At 38.1% G+C, this 17679-nt stretch carries 9 protein-coding genes; 7 read left to right on the top strand and 2 right to left on the bottom strand.

All coding sequences use genetic code 11. From position 1 onward, the window contains the following. Positions 1–135 precede the first annotated feature (135 nt). Complete coding sequence (locus tag ORI89_RS01815) at positions 136–1725, top strand: M14 family zinc carboxypeptidase (protein ID WP_268228712.1); 1590 nt, start codon at positions 136–138, stop codon at positions 1723–1725. 152 nt (positions 1726–1877) lie between these two features. Further along, positions 1878–3644 (top strand): M14 family metallopeptidase, encoded by a 1767-nt coding sequence (locus ORI89_RS01810; RefSeq protein ID WP_268228711.1) that lies wholly within the window; start codon positions 1878–1880, stop codon positions 3642–3644. Positions 3645–3706: 62 nt separating this feature from the next. On the opposite strand, the gene ORI89_RS01805 is transcribed toward ORI89_RS01810, so the two are convergent. After that, the gene (locus tag ORI89_RS01805; protein ID WP_268228710.1) at positions 3707–4312 is read right to left on the bottom strand and encodes a hypothetical protein; all 606 of its coding nucleotides are present in this window, start codon (positions 4310–4312) and stop codon (positions 3707–3709) included. Between the two features lie 184 nt (positions 4313–4496). After that, on the bottom strand, positions 4497–7154 hold the full coding sequence (locus tag ORI89_RS01800) for a DUF7133 domain-containing protein (RefSeq protein WP_268228709.1): 2658 nt from the start codon (positions 7152–7154) through the stop codon (positions 4497–4499). Between the two features lie 349 nt (positions 7155–7503). On the opposite strand from ORI89_RS01800, the gene ORI89_RS01795 reads away from it, so the two are divergent. From ORI89_RS01795 to ORI89_RS01775, 5 genes are all read left to right on the top strand, one after another. Beyond that, positions 7504–9612 carry a bifunctional aldolase/short-chain dehydrogenase gene (locus ORI89_RS01795; protein WP_268228708.1) on the top strand — a complete coding sequence of 703 codons (2109 nt, stop codon included), beginning with the start codon at positions 7504–7506 and terminating at the stop codon, positions 9610–9612. A 187-nt stretch (positions 9613–9799) separates the two neighbouring features. After that, positions 9800–11176, top strand: coding sequence for an FGGY-family carbohydrate kinase (locus ORI89_RS01790; RefSeq protein WP_268228707.1), 1377 nt, complete (start codon positions 9800–9802; stop codon positions 11174–11176). A 66-nt stretch (positions 11177–11242) separates the two neighbouring features. Further along, entirely contained in the window at positions 11243–12415 is a 1173-nt protein-coding gene (locus tag ORI89_RS01785) for an FG-GAP repeat domain-containing protein (RefSeq protein WP_268228706.1), read from the top strand. Positions 12416–12932: 517 nt separating this feature from the next. Further along, positions 12933–16169, top strand: a complete 3237-nt coding sequence (locus tag ORI89_RS01780; protein WP_268228705.1) for a SusC/RagA family TonB-linked outer membrane protein — start codon at positions 12933–12935, stop codon at positions 16167–16169. A gap of 11 nt (positions 16170–16180) precedes the next feature. Further along, entirely contained in the window at positions 16181–17668 is a 1488-nt protein-coding gene (locus tag ORI89_RS01775; protein WP_268228704.1) for a RagB/SusD family nutrient uptake outer membrane protein, read from the top strand. Positions 17669–17679: the final 11 nt, after the last annotated feature.

Below are 17679 nucleotides of genomic sequence, written 5' to 3'. Positions count from 1 at the left end.
CGAAAGTGAGTAATTAGTTGTTTTTGGAGGAGATATTAAGAAGAATATTTTACCGAGTTCGCTTTATATTTCTATCTTTATTGATATACTAACTATATTCTGAATATGTTAAGACCACTTTTTTTATTGTGTTTCATGTTACCCTTGTTAGGGTACTCGCAGTCTAATTATCCTTCTTATCAAGACTTAAATTCAGCTTTGTCAAAATTAACGACAAATTCGTCGTTTAAGGAGTCAACGATAGGCTTAAGTTATGGAGGCGAAAAAATTCGATTGTTCAAATTGGAAACGTCTAGCCAACCAAAACCAACACTGCTAATAGTTGCAGGTGTTGATGGGAAGCACCCAGCAGGTGTTGTAAGTGCTGTGGAAATGTTAAAGTATTTTCAGGCTTTACCTGGAGACTCTATACAGCGTCTGTTAAAAAATAAGTCTATTTGGGTTATTCCGCTTGCTAACCCCGATGCTTATAAAAGAAATAGTTCTACGGAACATTGGCTTTCAGGCAATGCCCGGCAGATTGATAATGACCGTGATGGGAGAGTAGATGAAGATCCTACAGTTGACCTGAACAAGGACGGTCTTATTTCTCAAATGCGTGTTAGCACAGTTTCAGGCAATATGGTTGCAGATACTTTGTATACCAATATCCTTGTACATGCTGGGCAAGAACAGGCAAAAGGTGGTGCCGTTTATAAGCTTTATAATGAAGGGATAGATTTGGATTTGGACGGCAGGTTTAGTGAAGATGGTGAGGGAGGCGTTAATATAGATCGTAACTTCACATATAATTATAACCCTTTTATTTCTGAAACAGGCGATTATGCTGCATCTGAGCCTGAGACAAGGGCATTGTTGGATGTTTTGTATACTAACCCTCAGATTTCTACTGTTTTACATTTTGGTTTAGGAAATAACTTGAGTAAACCGGAAGCCTTCGATAGTGGGAAAGCAAATGCGCGAATTGTGAGTTCGTGGTTAAAACCAGATGTCAATGTTTCTGAGGTTATAAGTAGGCGTTACAATAAGTTGACAGATGCATTAGGGAAAGGGAAAATTATTCCTGCTGCGGGCGGTAGCTTTTCAAATACGGTGTATTATCATGTTGGTAAATATAGCTTTGTTACACCTGTTTGGTGGATTAATGGCGTAGCAGACGAAGGTAATGCATCACCTGAAAAGCGTATAGATCATGAAAATAAGGTGTTTGCAAAGTGGGTTGCTGATCAACAAATTGAAAAAGCAATATTACCTTGGGTTAAAGTAGAGCATCCAAATTTTCCAGATCAATTGGTAGAAGTCGGTGGGGTGATAGAAAGTGCTAAAAATAATCCACCTGTACCTTTATTAAAGGACGCTGTTGAATTGCACGCAAAGTTTGTAACTGATCTTTTAGATGCCATGCCATCGCTGCAATTTGAGAAATCAGTTGTTACATCGTTAGGAGAAGATATTTATCGGATTGAGGTAAGTGTGGCAAATACGGGGTTAATGTCAACCTATCCTGCCATAGCAGATAAGCTTAAACTCTCTTCCAAGTTTAAGACTGTCTGTAAGCTAAGTAATTCACAGAAATTTGTTAGTGGTAAAAGATTGGAACTGTATCCCACTTTAGAGGCAGGCCAGGCACGAACTTTTACTTGGTTAGTGCGGGGAAAAGGTAAAGTAGAGGTGCAGGTAGGCTGTCCTTCTGCGGGAGAACAAATAATAGAAATTAGTTTATAGGTATATAAATCAGATTAAGTGACCGCTTCTAAAATAAAAAGGCTTCTATTTTAGAAAATAATTAAAAGTACCGAGCATGTGTGCTCTCGAAGTAAATACAGCGTATTCATGAGTTTCATAAAAGGAATACACAAACGAATAATTATACACATATGAAAAATATAAAAAGATTGCTGTCATTATTTTTGATCGCTTGTGGATTATCTGCAATGGGGCAACAAGATAATAGTGAGGCAAAAGATATACCCGGTTTGCGAGCTATAGGTTCACCTGCAAACCCTAAAGTACCTATGAACTGGAGTCGATATCATGATAATAAGCAGATTGAACAATTTTGTAAAGATCTGCAAAAGGCTTATCCCAATTTAGTGAAGTATGAGTCGATTGGTAAATCTTTCGAAGGTCGTGATATTTTAGTGTTGACGATTACTGACTTTAAAGAGGGGGAAACGACAAGAAAGCCTGGAATGTGGATTGACGGTAATATCCATGCGAATGAGTTGCAGGGATCAGAAATATCGATGTACACGGCTTGGTATTTGGTGGAAAATTATCATCAAGTGGATTTTATCCGTGATTTATTAAAGGATAAGGTCTTTTATATCGCTCCGACTATAAATCCTGATTCTCGAGATTATTTTATCTACGAACCGAATACTATGCATTCTTCAAGGACGGGACGTAGACCTTTTGATAATGATGGTGATGGTGAAGTGGCTGAGGATCTGTATGATGATTTAGATGGTGATGGGCAAATTGTTATGATGAGGCGTAAATCCAAAACAGGAAGATGGAAGGTGGACCCAGAGCAGCCTAATAGGATGATTATGGCGAAGCCTGGAGAGGTGGGCGAATATGAGATGTTGGGGTTTGAAGGAATCGATAATGATGGAGATGGGTTAGTTAATGAAGATATCACAGGGACATATGACCCGAATAGAGACTGGGGCTGGAATTGGCAACCTAGTTATGTACAAAATGGGGCTTTATTCTACCCGGGCACATTGCCAGAAACTCAGGCAGTAAAGAATTTCTTTTTTAAACATAAGAATATTGCAGGAGCACAATCGTATCACAATTATGGAGGAATGATTTTGCGAGGGCCGGGAGCGGCAGACGATGATAAATATTATTCTAGAAAAGATGTTCAAGTCTATGACGCTTTAGGAAAAGTCGGAGAGCGCATGTTGCCTGGATACGATTATATCGTTATTCACAAAGATCTGTATACGGTATTTGGTGGAGAAATTGATTTTATCGCTCTAGGGAGAGGGGTCTATACTTTTTCGAATGAATTAATGACCACCTATAAGCTGTTTAATGAGAAAGGTGCAGGAGGTTTGCGTCAGAGTGATGAGTATTTTGAGTTTGATAAGTTATTGCTTTTCGGAGATGCTTACGTTCCTTGGAAAAAATATGATCATCCACAGTTTGGAGAAATAGAAATTGGTGGTGCTAAAAAGAATTATACCCGAAATCATCCTGGCTTTTTATTGTTAGAAGACGGGCACCGTAATGCTGCGTTTACCATATACCATGCTTATCATATGCCGAAAATTGAGATCCTTGATGTAGAGGCAAAGGCAGTAGGAGGAAATGTCTATGAAGTTAATGCCACTGTTTGGAATAGTAGAATTATACCTACACGCTCTGATCATGATGTTAGAAATATGATCAGTAGACCGGATCATATCCGTCTTGAAGGTGTGGACGTACTGGCAGGTATGCGGGTTATTGATAACGATTTTAACGTAACGAAAGAGCAGAAGTTTAAGCCCCACCAGATTGAGGTTGAAACTATCGAAGGAATGGGGGCAGTAAAAGTCCGTTGGTTAGTGAGAGGGAAACCTGCAGGAGCCAAAGTTATTGTTGATAGTGAAAAAGGTGGAGTTGTAGAGCAGAAACTATCTATGAATTAACTGGTCATAGTATGTGTTAAATAACAAAGGGCACTGATGTTTCAATGCCCTTTGTTATTTAGTTATGGATTTCTTTTTAACTGCTCATCGAGTAATTGGCGTTTTAACAACTGTTCTCTTTCGATAGATTTTTTTCTTAATGTTTGTAGCTCGTCTTGTAACTCCTCTGTAGTTTTTTTATGCTCATTTGTATCAATTTTAGCTTTCTTGAAAGAAGCTAATGTGATAATGAATGACAATGCAAAAACAATTATCAAAGACCAGACGATAATGTGATAAGATTTTTTAGAGAAATTTATACCTAAAAATGCGATGCTATCTGTTTTTGACATTTCAGTCGTGAGGTCTGCAGTAAGTGTATTTACCGAATCTCTCAATGACTGAACAGAGTTAACAGCACTTGAAGTATTCTTTTTTAAAGAAGCAATTTCTGTTTGATATTGCGAGATAGAGTCTATAACATTTTTTCTTAATATTTCGAGATTAGTTTTTCGTATTAGTTTAAAGTCCCCATCAAAGGATCTGGACATGTTGGTGATATTAGTAAACTGGGTGTTTAATGTGCCTTGCTGAATAGCATAGGGTAAACCAGCTTTGGTTTGTCCGTATGAACAAAATGTTAATAAAGTGAAAAGGAATACGAAATAATGTTTTATTCTCAAAATCATAGGATCACGGAAAATTTATAATTCTAAATAGACTAAATGTAAAATTATAGTTTTTTTTCCTGATAATGTAAGCTTTTGAAGGAAAACTTTTTTTTAATGTGAAAATATCAATATAAGCTGAAGATGTTCTGTCTGGTAAAAAAAACGGTTCAGAAATTAATCTGAACCGTTTTTCTCATTTTAATTATTTTTGTTTTTCTAGATAAGCGACTAATGAAGCCAATTCTTCAAAACTTAGTGCGTTAGCTAAACCCGTAGGCATCATAGAAAAATCCATTTCCTTACGTTCTGCCAGATCTTTAATATTGACATCCGTTGCTTTACCGGAAATATCACGGATAGTTATTTTTTCAGCAGATTCCGCCGTGACAAAACCAACAAGTGTTTTCCCTTGTTTAGTCTTTAATTGGACTGTTGAGAAACCTTGCGATATAGAGGCGTTGGGCTTAAGAATAGATTCAATTATTTGTTCCCTATTCATTATCGAGCCAATTTGCCCCATATATGGGCCTTTCATTGCTTCGTCTTTGCTTATACTATGACAAACCTGACAGCCTTGTTGTTGAAACAATGCGCCTCCTTTTTCAGGGTCGCCTTTTATTTTTTGTAAAGCCAGCATAATATCTTCAATTGAAGACTCTCCAACTTGCCCTTTTTTGTTTTTTATTTTTTCTAAATCTACATTCGTGTGCTCTTCACTTACGCTTTGAAGGTCAACAGTTCCGAAAGGCGCGATATTCAATCTATATTTGGTGTTTAAAACCTTATAGTATTCTTTCTCTTTTGTATCCGCAGCTTTCCATTCTGTTAAAAGAAAGTCTTTTATAGTGTTCGTACTACTCCAGTCTATAGTTTTATAATATGGACCGTGCGAGTCTGGGCGTGTGCCCCACCACCATGTTGCATCGTAATCAGCTTCTTTATGATAAATGCGACTTAATGTATTTAATACTTTTCGTTTCAGGGCTTCGTCAGCATTTGGATAAATCTGTATCAGCTTTTCTACGATTTTGTCATTGTGTAAGTAGCGTGCAGCCCATAGAGCAATATCCTTGTTGTCTGTGTCCAAAGCTTGTACTAGCTCATCTATAGGGTTCAAGGCAACAATAGCTTTAACGGCCAGATGTGGAAGCACGATTTCTGAATTGGGAGTCGCATGAGGACCTTCTTTGCCCAGTGCAGGAGCTTTAAAAGATGCTGGAACTTTTACATTCAATAATTCTTTTACAGTTTCTTTTTTTCCTAATCTGCCCAGTCCGATTATTGCGGCTGATTGTACTCTTGGATTATTTGACTTTAAACCTGTTATAAAAGGCTCTGCCGGAACTTTATTTACTATGTTTTTGCGATCAGCAAGTGCACGTAGCGCATGTTCCTGAAGGTCCGTATCATTAGTAAGTTCAACTAACTTTTCTATAGCTTTTTCCCCTGTTACCTGTGCGTAGGTATAAAGTGCTGCAACTCTCGTTTCTGTAGGTAAAGATGTGTTATTAGCTAATTTCAAAGATGCCGATTCAACTTTTTTCGTATCCCCTCTACTGATAAGCTCGTATTGTGCAGCTTGTCTTACTTTTGCATGAGGTGATTTTAGTAAGTCGATCAGTTTGCCAGTAGATTTACTTTCTATTTTTCCTAAATATTCGAATTTAAAGTCTTTAGGTACTGCACGAATAACATAGCCTTTGTCTGGGCTTCCCGAATAACCGGCTCCATCCCAAGCTGAAAGATATAAAATACCTGTTCCGTCAATATCTAAATCAGTTATTTGAGGCAGCTGTATAAATTCTTCGTCTTTTTGTGTATAAGTAGGACCGTCAGCTGTTACCGAATGGCGGTACAGATAACTTCTTCCCCAGTCAGCCATAAGTGGAGTGTTATTGTATTCTACAGGCCAACGTTGGTCGTTTAAATACAAAGAACCTGTTCCTGATCCTCCTCCTGCATCTACTAATGCAGGAATAATTTCTTCTGTATAATTCTGAAACAATAATGGGTATCCGTATTCGCCCGATTGAATTTGATGGGAAAAACGAATGTTCCAACCACCTCCATCATTTGTGTTGTCTCGGGTATAAATATTCATAAATGGGTCAATAGCAACATCATAAATGTTTCTAAGTCCAGTTGTGTAGATTTCCATTTCTGTACCGTCAGGACGAACACGTACTATACCGCCTCCTAGCATAGTTAGCTTATTGCCGGCTACATCAGTTGCATCGTGGAAGCCGAAGTCACCCACTGCAATGTAAATCCAACCGTCTATACCTATTTGGATACCGTTGGTCGCATGGTCTGTTCCACGCTCAGCCAGATAGGTAGGATTACTTATGTTTTTAATAAGTGTTTTTGGAGCGCCATCAGCTACACCATCATTATTTTCATCTGTAAACACAACAAGATCCATGTTTTCTGCCTTTTTGGTTTCTGGCGAAAAACGTGTATGAAGTACAAAAACTTGATTCCCCAAAGCTAGTATACCTCTTGGGTTGTCTACTTCTGCAAATAGTGAGTGGCTGTCTAGAATTCCGTCACCGTTACAATCTGTTAATTTTACAATAGCACCTTGCCCTATTTCCTTGCCTAGGGAGCCTATTTTGTCAACTCCAACGAATACGTCGCCAGAGGCCGATGCTGCTAAACAAGAAGGGCTTGGCACTAATTTGTCATCGGTAAAGACCTGAATGTCTAAATTATCAGGCCATTTAAGATTGGCCTTTAGTGAGTCAGTCATTTGACTAAACTCGTAGTTTGTTGCTAAATTACAATGAGGTTTTTCCGAATTACAGGAAGTAAGCGAAAAACCTGCTAGTGCAGCAACTAATAAGTAATTACGTAGGTTCATGTAGATTTACTCTTAAAAACAGTTTAATTAATTTGCAAGTATACTAAAAAGTATGTTGAAGAGTTGACTTTTTGAAGCTTTTAGTTTATAAAAATCTTGTTATAATAAGGCACACGTATGGGCTGTTTTAATTTACTTACATGCATGATGGCGCATGACAGCTGTTTTTAACTTTTATTATAATTTTCCATTCAATTAGCTTTTTAGAAAGAATATAACTGGCAAGTTTACTGTAAAAAGGAAGTTTTATGTTTTTGTAACAGACAAAGGCTTTAAGTTGTGTGTTCTAATATACTAATGTAATGGGGCTGTGAAAGTAGTTATTTGTAAATTTAAATATATATATAAAGTGAGAGAGTATAAACATGTAAAATATTTATGGGACAAGAAAAGGGAAGAAGCATTGGCCGACGATGAGGTCGGATTATTGCTATACCGTTCCAATTTATTAGGATCAGATTTGAGAATCACCAACTATGGCGGAGGGAATACGTCCTGCAAGGTTTGGGATAAAGATCCTTTGACAGGATTAGATGTCGAGGTTATGTGGATCAAAGGTTCCGGAGGAGACTTAGGAACACTGAGTAAGCCAGGGCTAGCAGCCCTATATATGAATAGGTTTAAAGATCTTGAAAAAGTTTATAGAGGAATAGAATATGAGGATGAAATGGTTGCTCTTTTTGATCACTGTATCTTTGATTTAGATTCTAAGGCGCCTTCTATTGACACACCTTTGCATGGCTTTTTACCGTTTAAACATATAGATCATTTACATCCTGATGCAGCTATAGCTATTGCGGCAGCCAAAGATGGAGAGAGAATAACAAAAGAGTTATTTAATAATACTATTGGTTGGGTAGACTGGCAAAGACCGGGATACGACTTGGGGTTGAAGCTGAGAGATTGTTTAGAAAAAAATCCAGGCATAAGAGGTATTATGTTAGGTTCTCATGGGTTGTTTACCTGGGGCGACACAGCTCATGAATGTTATGTCAATTCTTTAGAAGTTATTGATGCATGTGCAGAATATTTAAATCAAAATTATGGTAAAAAACGGCCTGTTTTTGGTGGGCAAAAAATAGAAAGTATTCCTAGCGATCAGCGGAAGCAGCAGGCGGCAAAGTTAGCTCCTCTTCTACGCGGCTTTTGTTCCAGTGAACGACATATGGTTGGGCACTTTACAGACGATGATAAAGTGTTGGAATATATTAACTCTAACGACTTGATGCGCTTAGTGCCGATGGGCACGAGCTGTCCAGACCATTTTTTACGAACTAAGATACAACCATTGGTGTTGAATCTTAGTCCACATGCTGATCTTTCTGATTTAGCGGATTTAAAATCACAGATTCTTCCTTCTTTTGAAGAATATAGAGCAATGTATACTTCTTATTATGAGAGTTGTAAGCATGCTAATAGCCCAGCTATACGTGACCCAAATCCGGTCGTTATCATTTATCCAGGGGTAGGGATGTTTACTTTTGCAAAAGATAAACAAACCGCAAGAGTTGCTTCAGAGTTTTACATTAACGCAATTAATGTAATGAAGGGCGCAGAGGCAGTGAGCGAGTACACTGCTTTGCCGAGGCAAGAGGCTTTTGATATTGAATATTGGTTGTTAGAGGAAGCAAAGCTACAACGTATGCCTAAGCCCAAGCCACTGACAGGAAAAATAGCACTTATCACAGGAAGCGCAGGAGGAATAGGGAAAGCTATAGCTCGAAAATTCATAGAGGAAGGAGCATGTGTAGTACTTAATGATCTTAACCAGGAACGTCTAGAGGAAACTGAAAATAAGTTTGTTGAGCGTTATGGCCGAGATAGTGTTGTGAAAACAATATTAGATGTGACAAACGAAGATAGTATCGAACGTGCGTTTAATGTGGCTTCATTAGGATTTGGAGGAGTAGATATTGTGGTGAATAATGCAGGTTTATCTATTTCAAAACCAATTGAAGAGCATACCGAGAAAGATTGGAGTTTATTGTATGATGTTTTAGTGAAGGGACAATTTTTTGTTACGCAGGTTGCTGTCTCACTAATGAGAAGTCAGCAAATAGGGGGAGATATCGTCAATGTTGTGAGTAAAAATGCTTTAGTCAGCGGGCCAAATAATGCAGGTTATGGTAGTGCCAAAGCTGCTCAATTACATCTTAGCCGCCTAAATGCAGCAGAATTAGGGGCAGATAAAATTCGTGTGAACGTAATTAATCCAGATGCTGTCATTTCCGACAGTAATATCTGGGCAGGAGGATGGGCCGAAGGAAGAGCTAAAGCCTATGGTATAAAAGTAGAAGAGTTGCCAGATTTCTACGCAAAACGAACATTATTGGGAGAAACAATTTTACCAGAAGATATTGCAAATGCCTGTTTTATGTTTGTTAGTGGTCTGTTAGATAAGTCGACAGGAAATGTGCTTAATGTAGATGGGGGTGTTGCTATGGCATTTGTTAGATAACGTAGACCATCATGATGTTTTTAATATATTAGGAGAAGATAAAGAAGACACTTTGCAGTTTTTCTATGATGCGTACTGTTAATTAGCGGTTCATTAAAAATATGTAGCGGGCTTAATTGGCAGTATGTGTCTTTTTATCTAAAACAATGGATCGGTGGTTTTTTCCTACACTAAGTGTGACTTTTTTATGAAGAAAATAAAGGTAATAGCAGTTTTTGATATCGGTAAGACGAATAAAAAAATATTTTTATTTAATGAAGATTATGAAATTGTTTTTGAACGATCGACTAGATTAATAGAGATTAAGGATGAGGATGGCTATCCTTGTGAAAATCTAAATGATCTCCGCTTATTTGTTTATGATGCTTTGCATGAAGTTTTCCGCGATTTACGATTTGAAGTAAAAGCTGTTAATTTTTCGGCATATGGAGCAAGTTTGGTTCTTTTAGACGAAAGAGGAATGCCTTTAAGTCCTCTTTATAATTACCTGAAGCCTTATCCGGAAGAATTAGAGCACTCACTTTATAAAAAATATGGCGGTAAAGAAAATTTTTGTCTACAAACTGCCTCTCCCTCATTAGGGAGTCTAAATTCGGGTTTACAGCTTTATAGGTTATTAAAAGAGTCTCCTGCTAAGTTTAAGCAGATGAGCGTCGCTCTTCATCTTCCGCAATATGTCAGTTATTTAATTACTGGGCAGCTTTATAGTGATATGACAAGTATAGGTTGCCATACAGCATTATGGGACTATACAGCAATGGCGTATCATAAGTGGGTTGTAGAGGAAGGGCTCGCTAATAAGCTCGCTCCGATAGAAAAGGGCAGTATCGCCTTAGATCCAATCTTCTCGCAAAATTCATTTATCGTGGGAATGGGGTTACACGATAGTTCTGCGGCTCTCATTCCCTATTTATTAAGCTTTCGAGAACCTTTTGTCCTGATTTCTACAGGCACTTGGTCCATTTCGATGAATCCATATAACAAAAAGGCATTGACAAAATATGAGTTGGAAAATGATTGTTTGTTTTATTTAAGCTATTTAAATTCACCTGTGAAAGCTGCCCGTATCTTTTTAGGGAATGAGCATGATATTCAGAGTAAAAGAATAGCTGATTTCTTTGGTCAAGATTCTTCATTTTTTAAAGGGTTGAGATTAAATAAAAGTCAAGCTTTTCATATAGAAAGACAATTCTCTATAGATAAGATTCAATTTGGCTTTTTTGCTGAAGTAGATTTGGATATGTTTTCAACTGCAGAAGAAGCATACTATGCTTTAAATGTATATTTAGTCAACGCACAGATCAAATCTTTGAACTTAATTTTAGAGGGTGATCTCCCGATCAATAAGTTGTTTGTCGATGGCGGTTTTAGCAAAAATGATATATTTATGCAGTTGTTAGCAGCCAAGTTAAATGATTTAAATATATCTGTTTTTGCAGCTTCTGTTGCTCAAGCTACAGCATTGGGCGCTGCATTAGCGATGCATGAACATTGGAATGATAACCAAATTCCTAGTAAAATAATAGAAATTAAGAATTACACTAAAGCAATAGCACAGGAATAATTTTAATTTCTAAGGAGTAATTAATTATACAGCGTAAGCTTATACCGTAGTTTTTAATAGATAACTATGTACAGTTTGATTAAAATACTTTTATTATTCTCGGGCTTGTTTGTTCTTCCCTGCGGGCTTACGGCACAAGGTATGTCTGGTAAATCCATTTTATTTGATAAGGTTGTCATCCATGACGCTTTTGTTTCTGAGGGAGTTACTGTTGGAGATATTAATAATGATGGTAGGTTGGATATTATTGCTGGCGCATTTTGGTTTGAAGCACCGACTTGGAAAAAGCATGAGATAACCGCTCCAGTACATTTTGAATACGAGAAGGGGTATAGTGATGCTTTTTTGCATTTTGTTTTAGATGTGGATCAAGATGGCTGGTTGGATATTATCAGGATTGACCAGCCCGGGCAGGAAGTAGTTTGGTATAGAAATCCGCAGGTAGAAGGGGAGCACTGGGAAGAGAATCTAATTTATGAACAGTTTGGGAATGAAACCCCCATGTTTATTGATATTAATGGAGATGGACGGCCTGATTTGGTGGGGAATGATCCATTTTTAGAAGAGGTTATTTGGTTAGAGTCTCCGGCAGTCAAGGGGCAGGTAGAATGGAAGAAGCATGTTATAAGTAGAGAAAAAGGCCGGGCTACTCATATGTACACGCATGGGTTAGGAGTTATGGACTTTAATCAGGATGGATTTCCGGATGTGCTAGTTAGCGAAGGCTGGTGGGAAAATCCAAGACCTTATTATACATCCGACTGGAAGTTTCATGAAGCTCATTTAAGTGATGAGTCTGCGCAAATGTATGTATGGGATGTAAATAATAATGGTCTTCTTGATATACTTAATTCTGCTCCGCACAGCTACGGTGTCTGGTGGAATAAGCAAAGAGTTGATACTGATGGCAATCGTTTATGGGAGCCTCAGTTGATCGATAGCTCTTTTTCCCAATCTCATGCTTTAGCCTTTGCAGATATAAATAATGATGGGTTTCCTGATCTGATTACGGGGAAACGTTATTATGCACATAATGGTGGCGATCCTGGTGCCAATGAGCCAGCTGTCCTGTATTGGTATGAGCACACTCCAATGGTTGAACCTTTTTGGCGCAGGCATTTAATTGATGATGATTCAGGAGCAGGTATGCACATTGTTGTGGAAGATGTTAATAGAGATGGGTTGATGGATATAGTTACTGCAAATAAAAAAGGTGTGTTTTTATTTATACAGAAATAAACGCTTATATAACCGATTCTATAAACACTTAACTTGATTTAGTCATACGAATTATATGCAATCACCTCTATATCAGACTGAATGCAGAGGTGGTGCTAATTCTAACGTGTCTAAGATGTTTTTTTATTAATCTTTCAGAAAATATCCAGAATAGTCTTATTTGTGAGTTCTGTATTTTGTTGTTTACTATTCCCTAATCTTTATACCGTGATGCTTTAGTCTCTTGTAAGTGGTTCAGGATAGCGCAGGATGCATGTTTTATCTTTCCTATATATATTTGGAATAAGAGATCTTGCTAGATTAAAAAACACTAAAAAAAATTATGATACAAAAACAAATTTCTCAAAATCAGGCGTCCCCCTAATAATTAGGGGAGAAGTCTTTATGAACCAGAAAGATTTAGTTTAAAATAAAAAGAGCCGATGAGTTCCTAGATCATCGGATTGTCTATGACAATAGATCCGCTTACAAAGTGAGTCTCTCTTTTACTGTCTAACTTATTAAACAAAACAAAGTTATGAAATATGAACAAATAAATAAAAAGTGTATTAAACTTTCTATTCCATGGAAAATATGCGCTGTGAATGGAAAAAAATATAAGGAAATAAATGGCTGGAGACTTTTGTCTTTTGGTCTTATTGCGCAACTGTCATTAATTACAGGAATGACACATGCAAATAGTACAAATGAGCATAAAATTGATAAGCCTAATCATATAACTTCTTTAAAGCCTCAAGAAGAGTTTGTTATTAAAGGAAAATTAGTCAATGCTGCTAATGAGCCAATGGCAGGCGTTTCTATTTTGGTGAAAGGAACTACTACGGCAACTTCCAGTAATGAGCATGGGCAATATGAGATTAAGGTTAAAAAAGGGCAGGTCTTGGTATTTAGGAATGTCGGTTACCTAGAACAAGAGTATACAGTAAATCAGCAATCGAATGTTGATATTACTATGCAATCTTCTTCGGAGGATTTAGATGAAGTGGTTGTAATTGGTTATGGAAGTCAACAGAAAAAAGATGTAACGGGTGCAATTGCCATGGTTTCGATGAAAAACGTAGCGGGGCAAGCACTTACGAGTCCCGATCAGGCATTGACCGGGCAGATTGCGGGAGTTACTGTAAGTACATCTAATGGAGCGCCAGGAGGTGGGCCGCGTATACAGGTGCGTGGTATAGGTGCTGTGGGGGCGGGTAGTCAGCCTCTCTATGTGATTGACGGTTTTCCTGTACCTGCATCTTCTGATGAGCAGTCTAATCCTCTGAGCTCTATTAATAATAGTGATATTGAATCCATGACCGTATTAAAAGATGCATCTGCTACGGCTATTTATGGTTCAAGAGGTTCTAACGGTGTGATTATCATTACGACAAAAAAGGGAAAACAAGGTAAGCTAGCGATTGATGTGACTGCAAACTCGGGTTTGCAAGCTGTTCCACGCAAAGGCAGACCAAATATGATGAACGGGCAAGAGTTTGCGCAGTTCCGTAAGGAAGCAATTGAGGATAAAATACGTTTAGAAGAAGGAAGAGAACCTACTATAAATGATATTCCATTGGAATATAGAAATCCGGAATTGATAGGGAAAGGGACAGATTGGTATGATGAAGTTATGAGAACAGCCTCTATGTCGGATATAAATGTAGGTATTAGCAGCGGCAATGAACATGTTCGTTCGTATGTTTCTGCAGGTTATCTTAATCAACAGGGGGTAATGTTGAATACTGGTTTCGAACGTTTTTCTGTAAGGGCGAATATAGATGGCAATATAGCGAATAAGTTTAAAATCGGGATGAATATCGCGCCTACCTTAAGCTACCTAACCGGAGGTGTACGTGGGCAGGGACGCGATGAGTATTTTGGGATTACTAGCCCCATTCCTGCTGTTTATAATGCAGATGGTAGCTATAATGCACATATACAATCGCCAGGAACTTTTGGAAACCCAAACCCTGTCATGTTTTTAAAAGAGCGAACCAATCAACATGATAAGATGAAAGTGCTTATGAGCACTTATTTGGAATATAGTTTTTTGCCTAATCTAAAATTTAAAACCACATTCAATGTTGACTATGAGGATGGTAGTACCGAGATTTTTAATCCGTCAATTTTAGGTGGGCAAAACGCTCCACCTCCGTCTATTCCTAGTGGTAGTTATTCACGGGGGCAATACATCAATTGGCTAAATGAGAATACATTAAATTATGATACCAATTTCGGAGATGCGCATAGTCTCAGTGCTTTGGTAGGGTATACAGTTCAGTCACAAAAAAATAAAAGCGCAGGCTTTAATGGATCGCAGTACCCTGATGATGACATAAAGACATTAAATGCAGCGGCCAGAATTACAGGCGGCACAGATATTACAGATTGGTCTTTAATCTCCTATTTAGCGCGGGTTAATTACACCTTCTTAGATCGTTATGTTTTGACAGGAACTGTTCGTTCAGATGGATCTTCACGTTTTGGACCGAATAACCGTTGGGGTACTTTCCCTTCAATTGCAGCATCTTGGCGGATATCAGAAGAGAGTTTTCTAAAAGATGTCAGTTGGATAGACGAGTTGAAATTCAGAGCTTCATATGGTTTAAGTGGTAATTTTAATATTGGTAACTACACATATATGAGCAGTATAGGTACTGGTAATTATATTTTTGGAGGCAGTTTAGCTCCTGGGCGTGTGATGAACTCTATTGGTAACCCTGGTCTTGGATGGGAAAAAATGAAAGAATTTAACATAGGAGTAGATTTTACCACACTAAACAATCGGTTAACCTTTACAGGTAACTACTATCAGCGTAATACACAAGATTTACTTCTGAACGTTGAAGTGCCTCAGTCGTCCGGATTTGGTTCGGTGATCGAAAACCGTGGCGATGTTCGAAATCGTGGTGTCGAGTTAGCGATAAGCTCAGCCAATTTTGCCCGTGAGAATTTTACATGGAATACAGATTTTAATATTTCTTTTAATAGAAATAAGGTGATGGCTTTGGGAAGAAGTTCAGATCCAATTTATTCGGGACAGAGTTCGGAGGGAAACCCTATGAATATTACCCAGATAGGTCAGCCTTTGGGGATGCTGTTTGGCTATCGTGTTGAAGGTATTTATCAGAATGAAGAGGACCTCAAAAAATACCCTGCATTTCCGGGAGCTATCCCCGGCAACCTACGCATGAAAGATGTAAATGGAGACGGAGAGATAACTCCGGTAGAGGATTTTGAGGTGATAGGCAACCCATACCCTAAGTTTACATGGGGAATGACTAATACATTCCGTTATAAACAATTTGATCTTAGGTTTATGGTGGTTGGTTCAATGGGGGCAGAAATGCTGCACGCTACCCGTTTCTATACAGATAATATTGACGGTGTGTTTAATGTCCGTAAGGAGGTTGCAAATCGATGGAGATCAGAAGCTAACCCTGGAGATGGAATGGTGCCAACAACAAATGGTTCAGGTCGGGGCCGTGTTATGTACAGAGATACGCATTCTGGGCATGTGCAAAAAACAGATTATGCTTGGGTGCGTAATATAACTTTTGGATATACTTTACCAAGAGGGATAAAAGGTGTATTGAATGATGTCCGCATTTATGCTAATATCCAAAACCCGTTCTTGTTTACTAACTATGACGGTAATCCTGAAGGAACAAATTACAATAGAGGTGATCGAGGAGCATTGACTCCAGGGATTGATTATTCAAATTATCCTGTCCCAAGAATTTATACGTTGGGCCTGAACTTTAACTTTTAAAAAATAAGACTATGAGACTAATATATATATTGGCTTTAGGAGGGGCATTGGCATTTTCAGCATGTAATCATATGCTCGATGTAAAGCCTCATTCATTCTCGAGTGATAATAATTATTACGAAAATGAAGAGCAGATGTTGCGTGCGGTGAATGGGGTATATGGCCGTTTACAAGGTCTGTATACCAGTGATTTTTGGGCTTTGACAGAGATGAGGGCAGATAATACAACCTATCAGTATGCTGAAGCTGACCGGGGTGCCCAGCAACGTGAAGAGATCGATGAATTTTTGATTACGGCGAGCAACAATTATGTGAATAATGCTTGGAGTAATATGTATAATACTATACAACAAGCAAACGTTGTCTTAACCCGAATAGAAGGAGTACAGTTTGCTGATGAAGCGTTAAAAAATCGTTATATAGCAGAGGTTAAATTTATAAGGGCTACCCAATATTTTCATTTGGTACGGCTTTTTGGTGAAGTGCCTTTTCACGTGACAGAGATTACAGAGCCTACGGCGACCTTTACTTATAAAAAAGCGAGTATTGATGAAGTTTACGATTTAATTATAACAGATGTCACGTTTGCTGCACAAACTTTACCGGGAACAGAAGGCTATGGAAAAAATGATGTGGGGCGCGTAACAAAAGGTGCAGCATATACATTGTTGGGTGAAGTGCATCTTACGCGCAAAGAATATTCTTTGGCCGTTAAAGCATTTCAAGAAGTGACCAAATTAGGCTATACTTTAGTTAATGATTATGCAGATTGTTTTAGCCCCTTAGCAAAAAATAATAAAGAGTCGATATTTGAAGTACAGTATGATCACTCCATTGAAGGAGAGAATAGTAACTTTATTTTTATGTTCGGACCTAGGGACGCAAAGATGGATCTGGTGGGTTTCCCAGGAACGCTAGGAAGTACTAATATACCTACTCTAAGTATTTATAATGCCTATGAGACTGATGATTTGCGTAGAGATAAGTCAATCGCATTGTATGACCATGAGTCCAGCAAAAACTATCAGGAAGCACAGGCATTCGGTTATAAAATGCCTTTTATCAAAAAATTCTATCATGCCCCATACCTAGAAGATGGGCGTTCAAATGAGAATTGGCCGGTATACCGCTATGCCCATGTCCTATTAATGCTAGCGGAATCGTTGCAGGAGTCAGGAGAAGGAGATCCTTACCCACACTTAAATGCTGTTAGACAAAGAGCTGGTTTAAAACCTTTATCTGGTCTGTCTAAAGAAGACTTAACCAAGGCTATTGCACATGAGCAAAGAGTGGAGGTTGCATTTGAAAATCATAGGTGGTATCAGTTGCTACGTACAGGAACTGCAGAAGAGGTAATGAAAAAACATGGTGTAGAAGAGAAAAAAAGATTGTCTAGATTAAGTGAGGCTTCTTATAATATACAGAAACATAAATTGTTGTTCCCAATCCCCGAGAGAGAGGTTAGGCTCAATGGTATAAGTCAAAATCAAGGCTGGTAAATAAATAAAAA

Source organism: Sphingobacterium sp. UT-1RO-CII-1 (genome assembly GCF_026711005.1).
GTDB lineage: Bacteria > Bacteroidota > Bacteroidia > Sphingobacteriales > Sphingobacteriaceae > Sphingobacterium.
The sequence above is the reverse complement of the archived record's forward strand: the minus strand, read 5'-3'. Positions and strand labels throughout refer to the sequence as shown.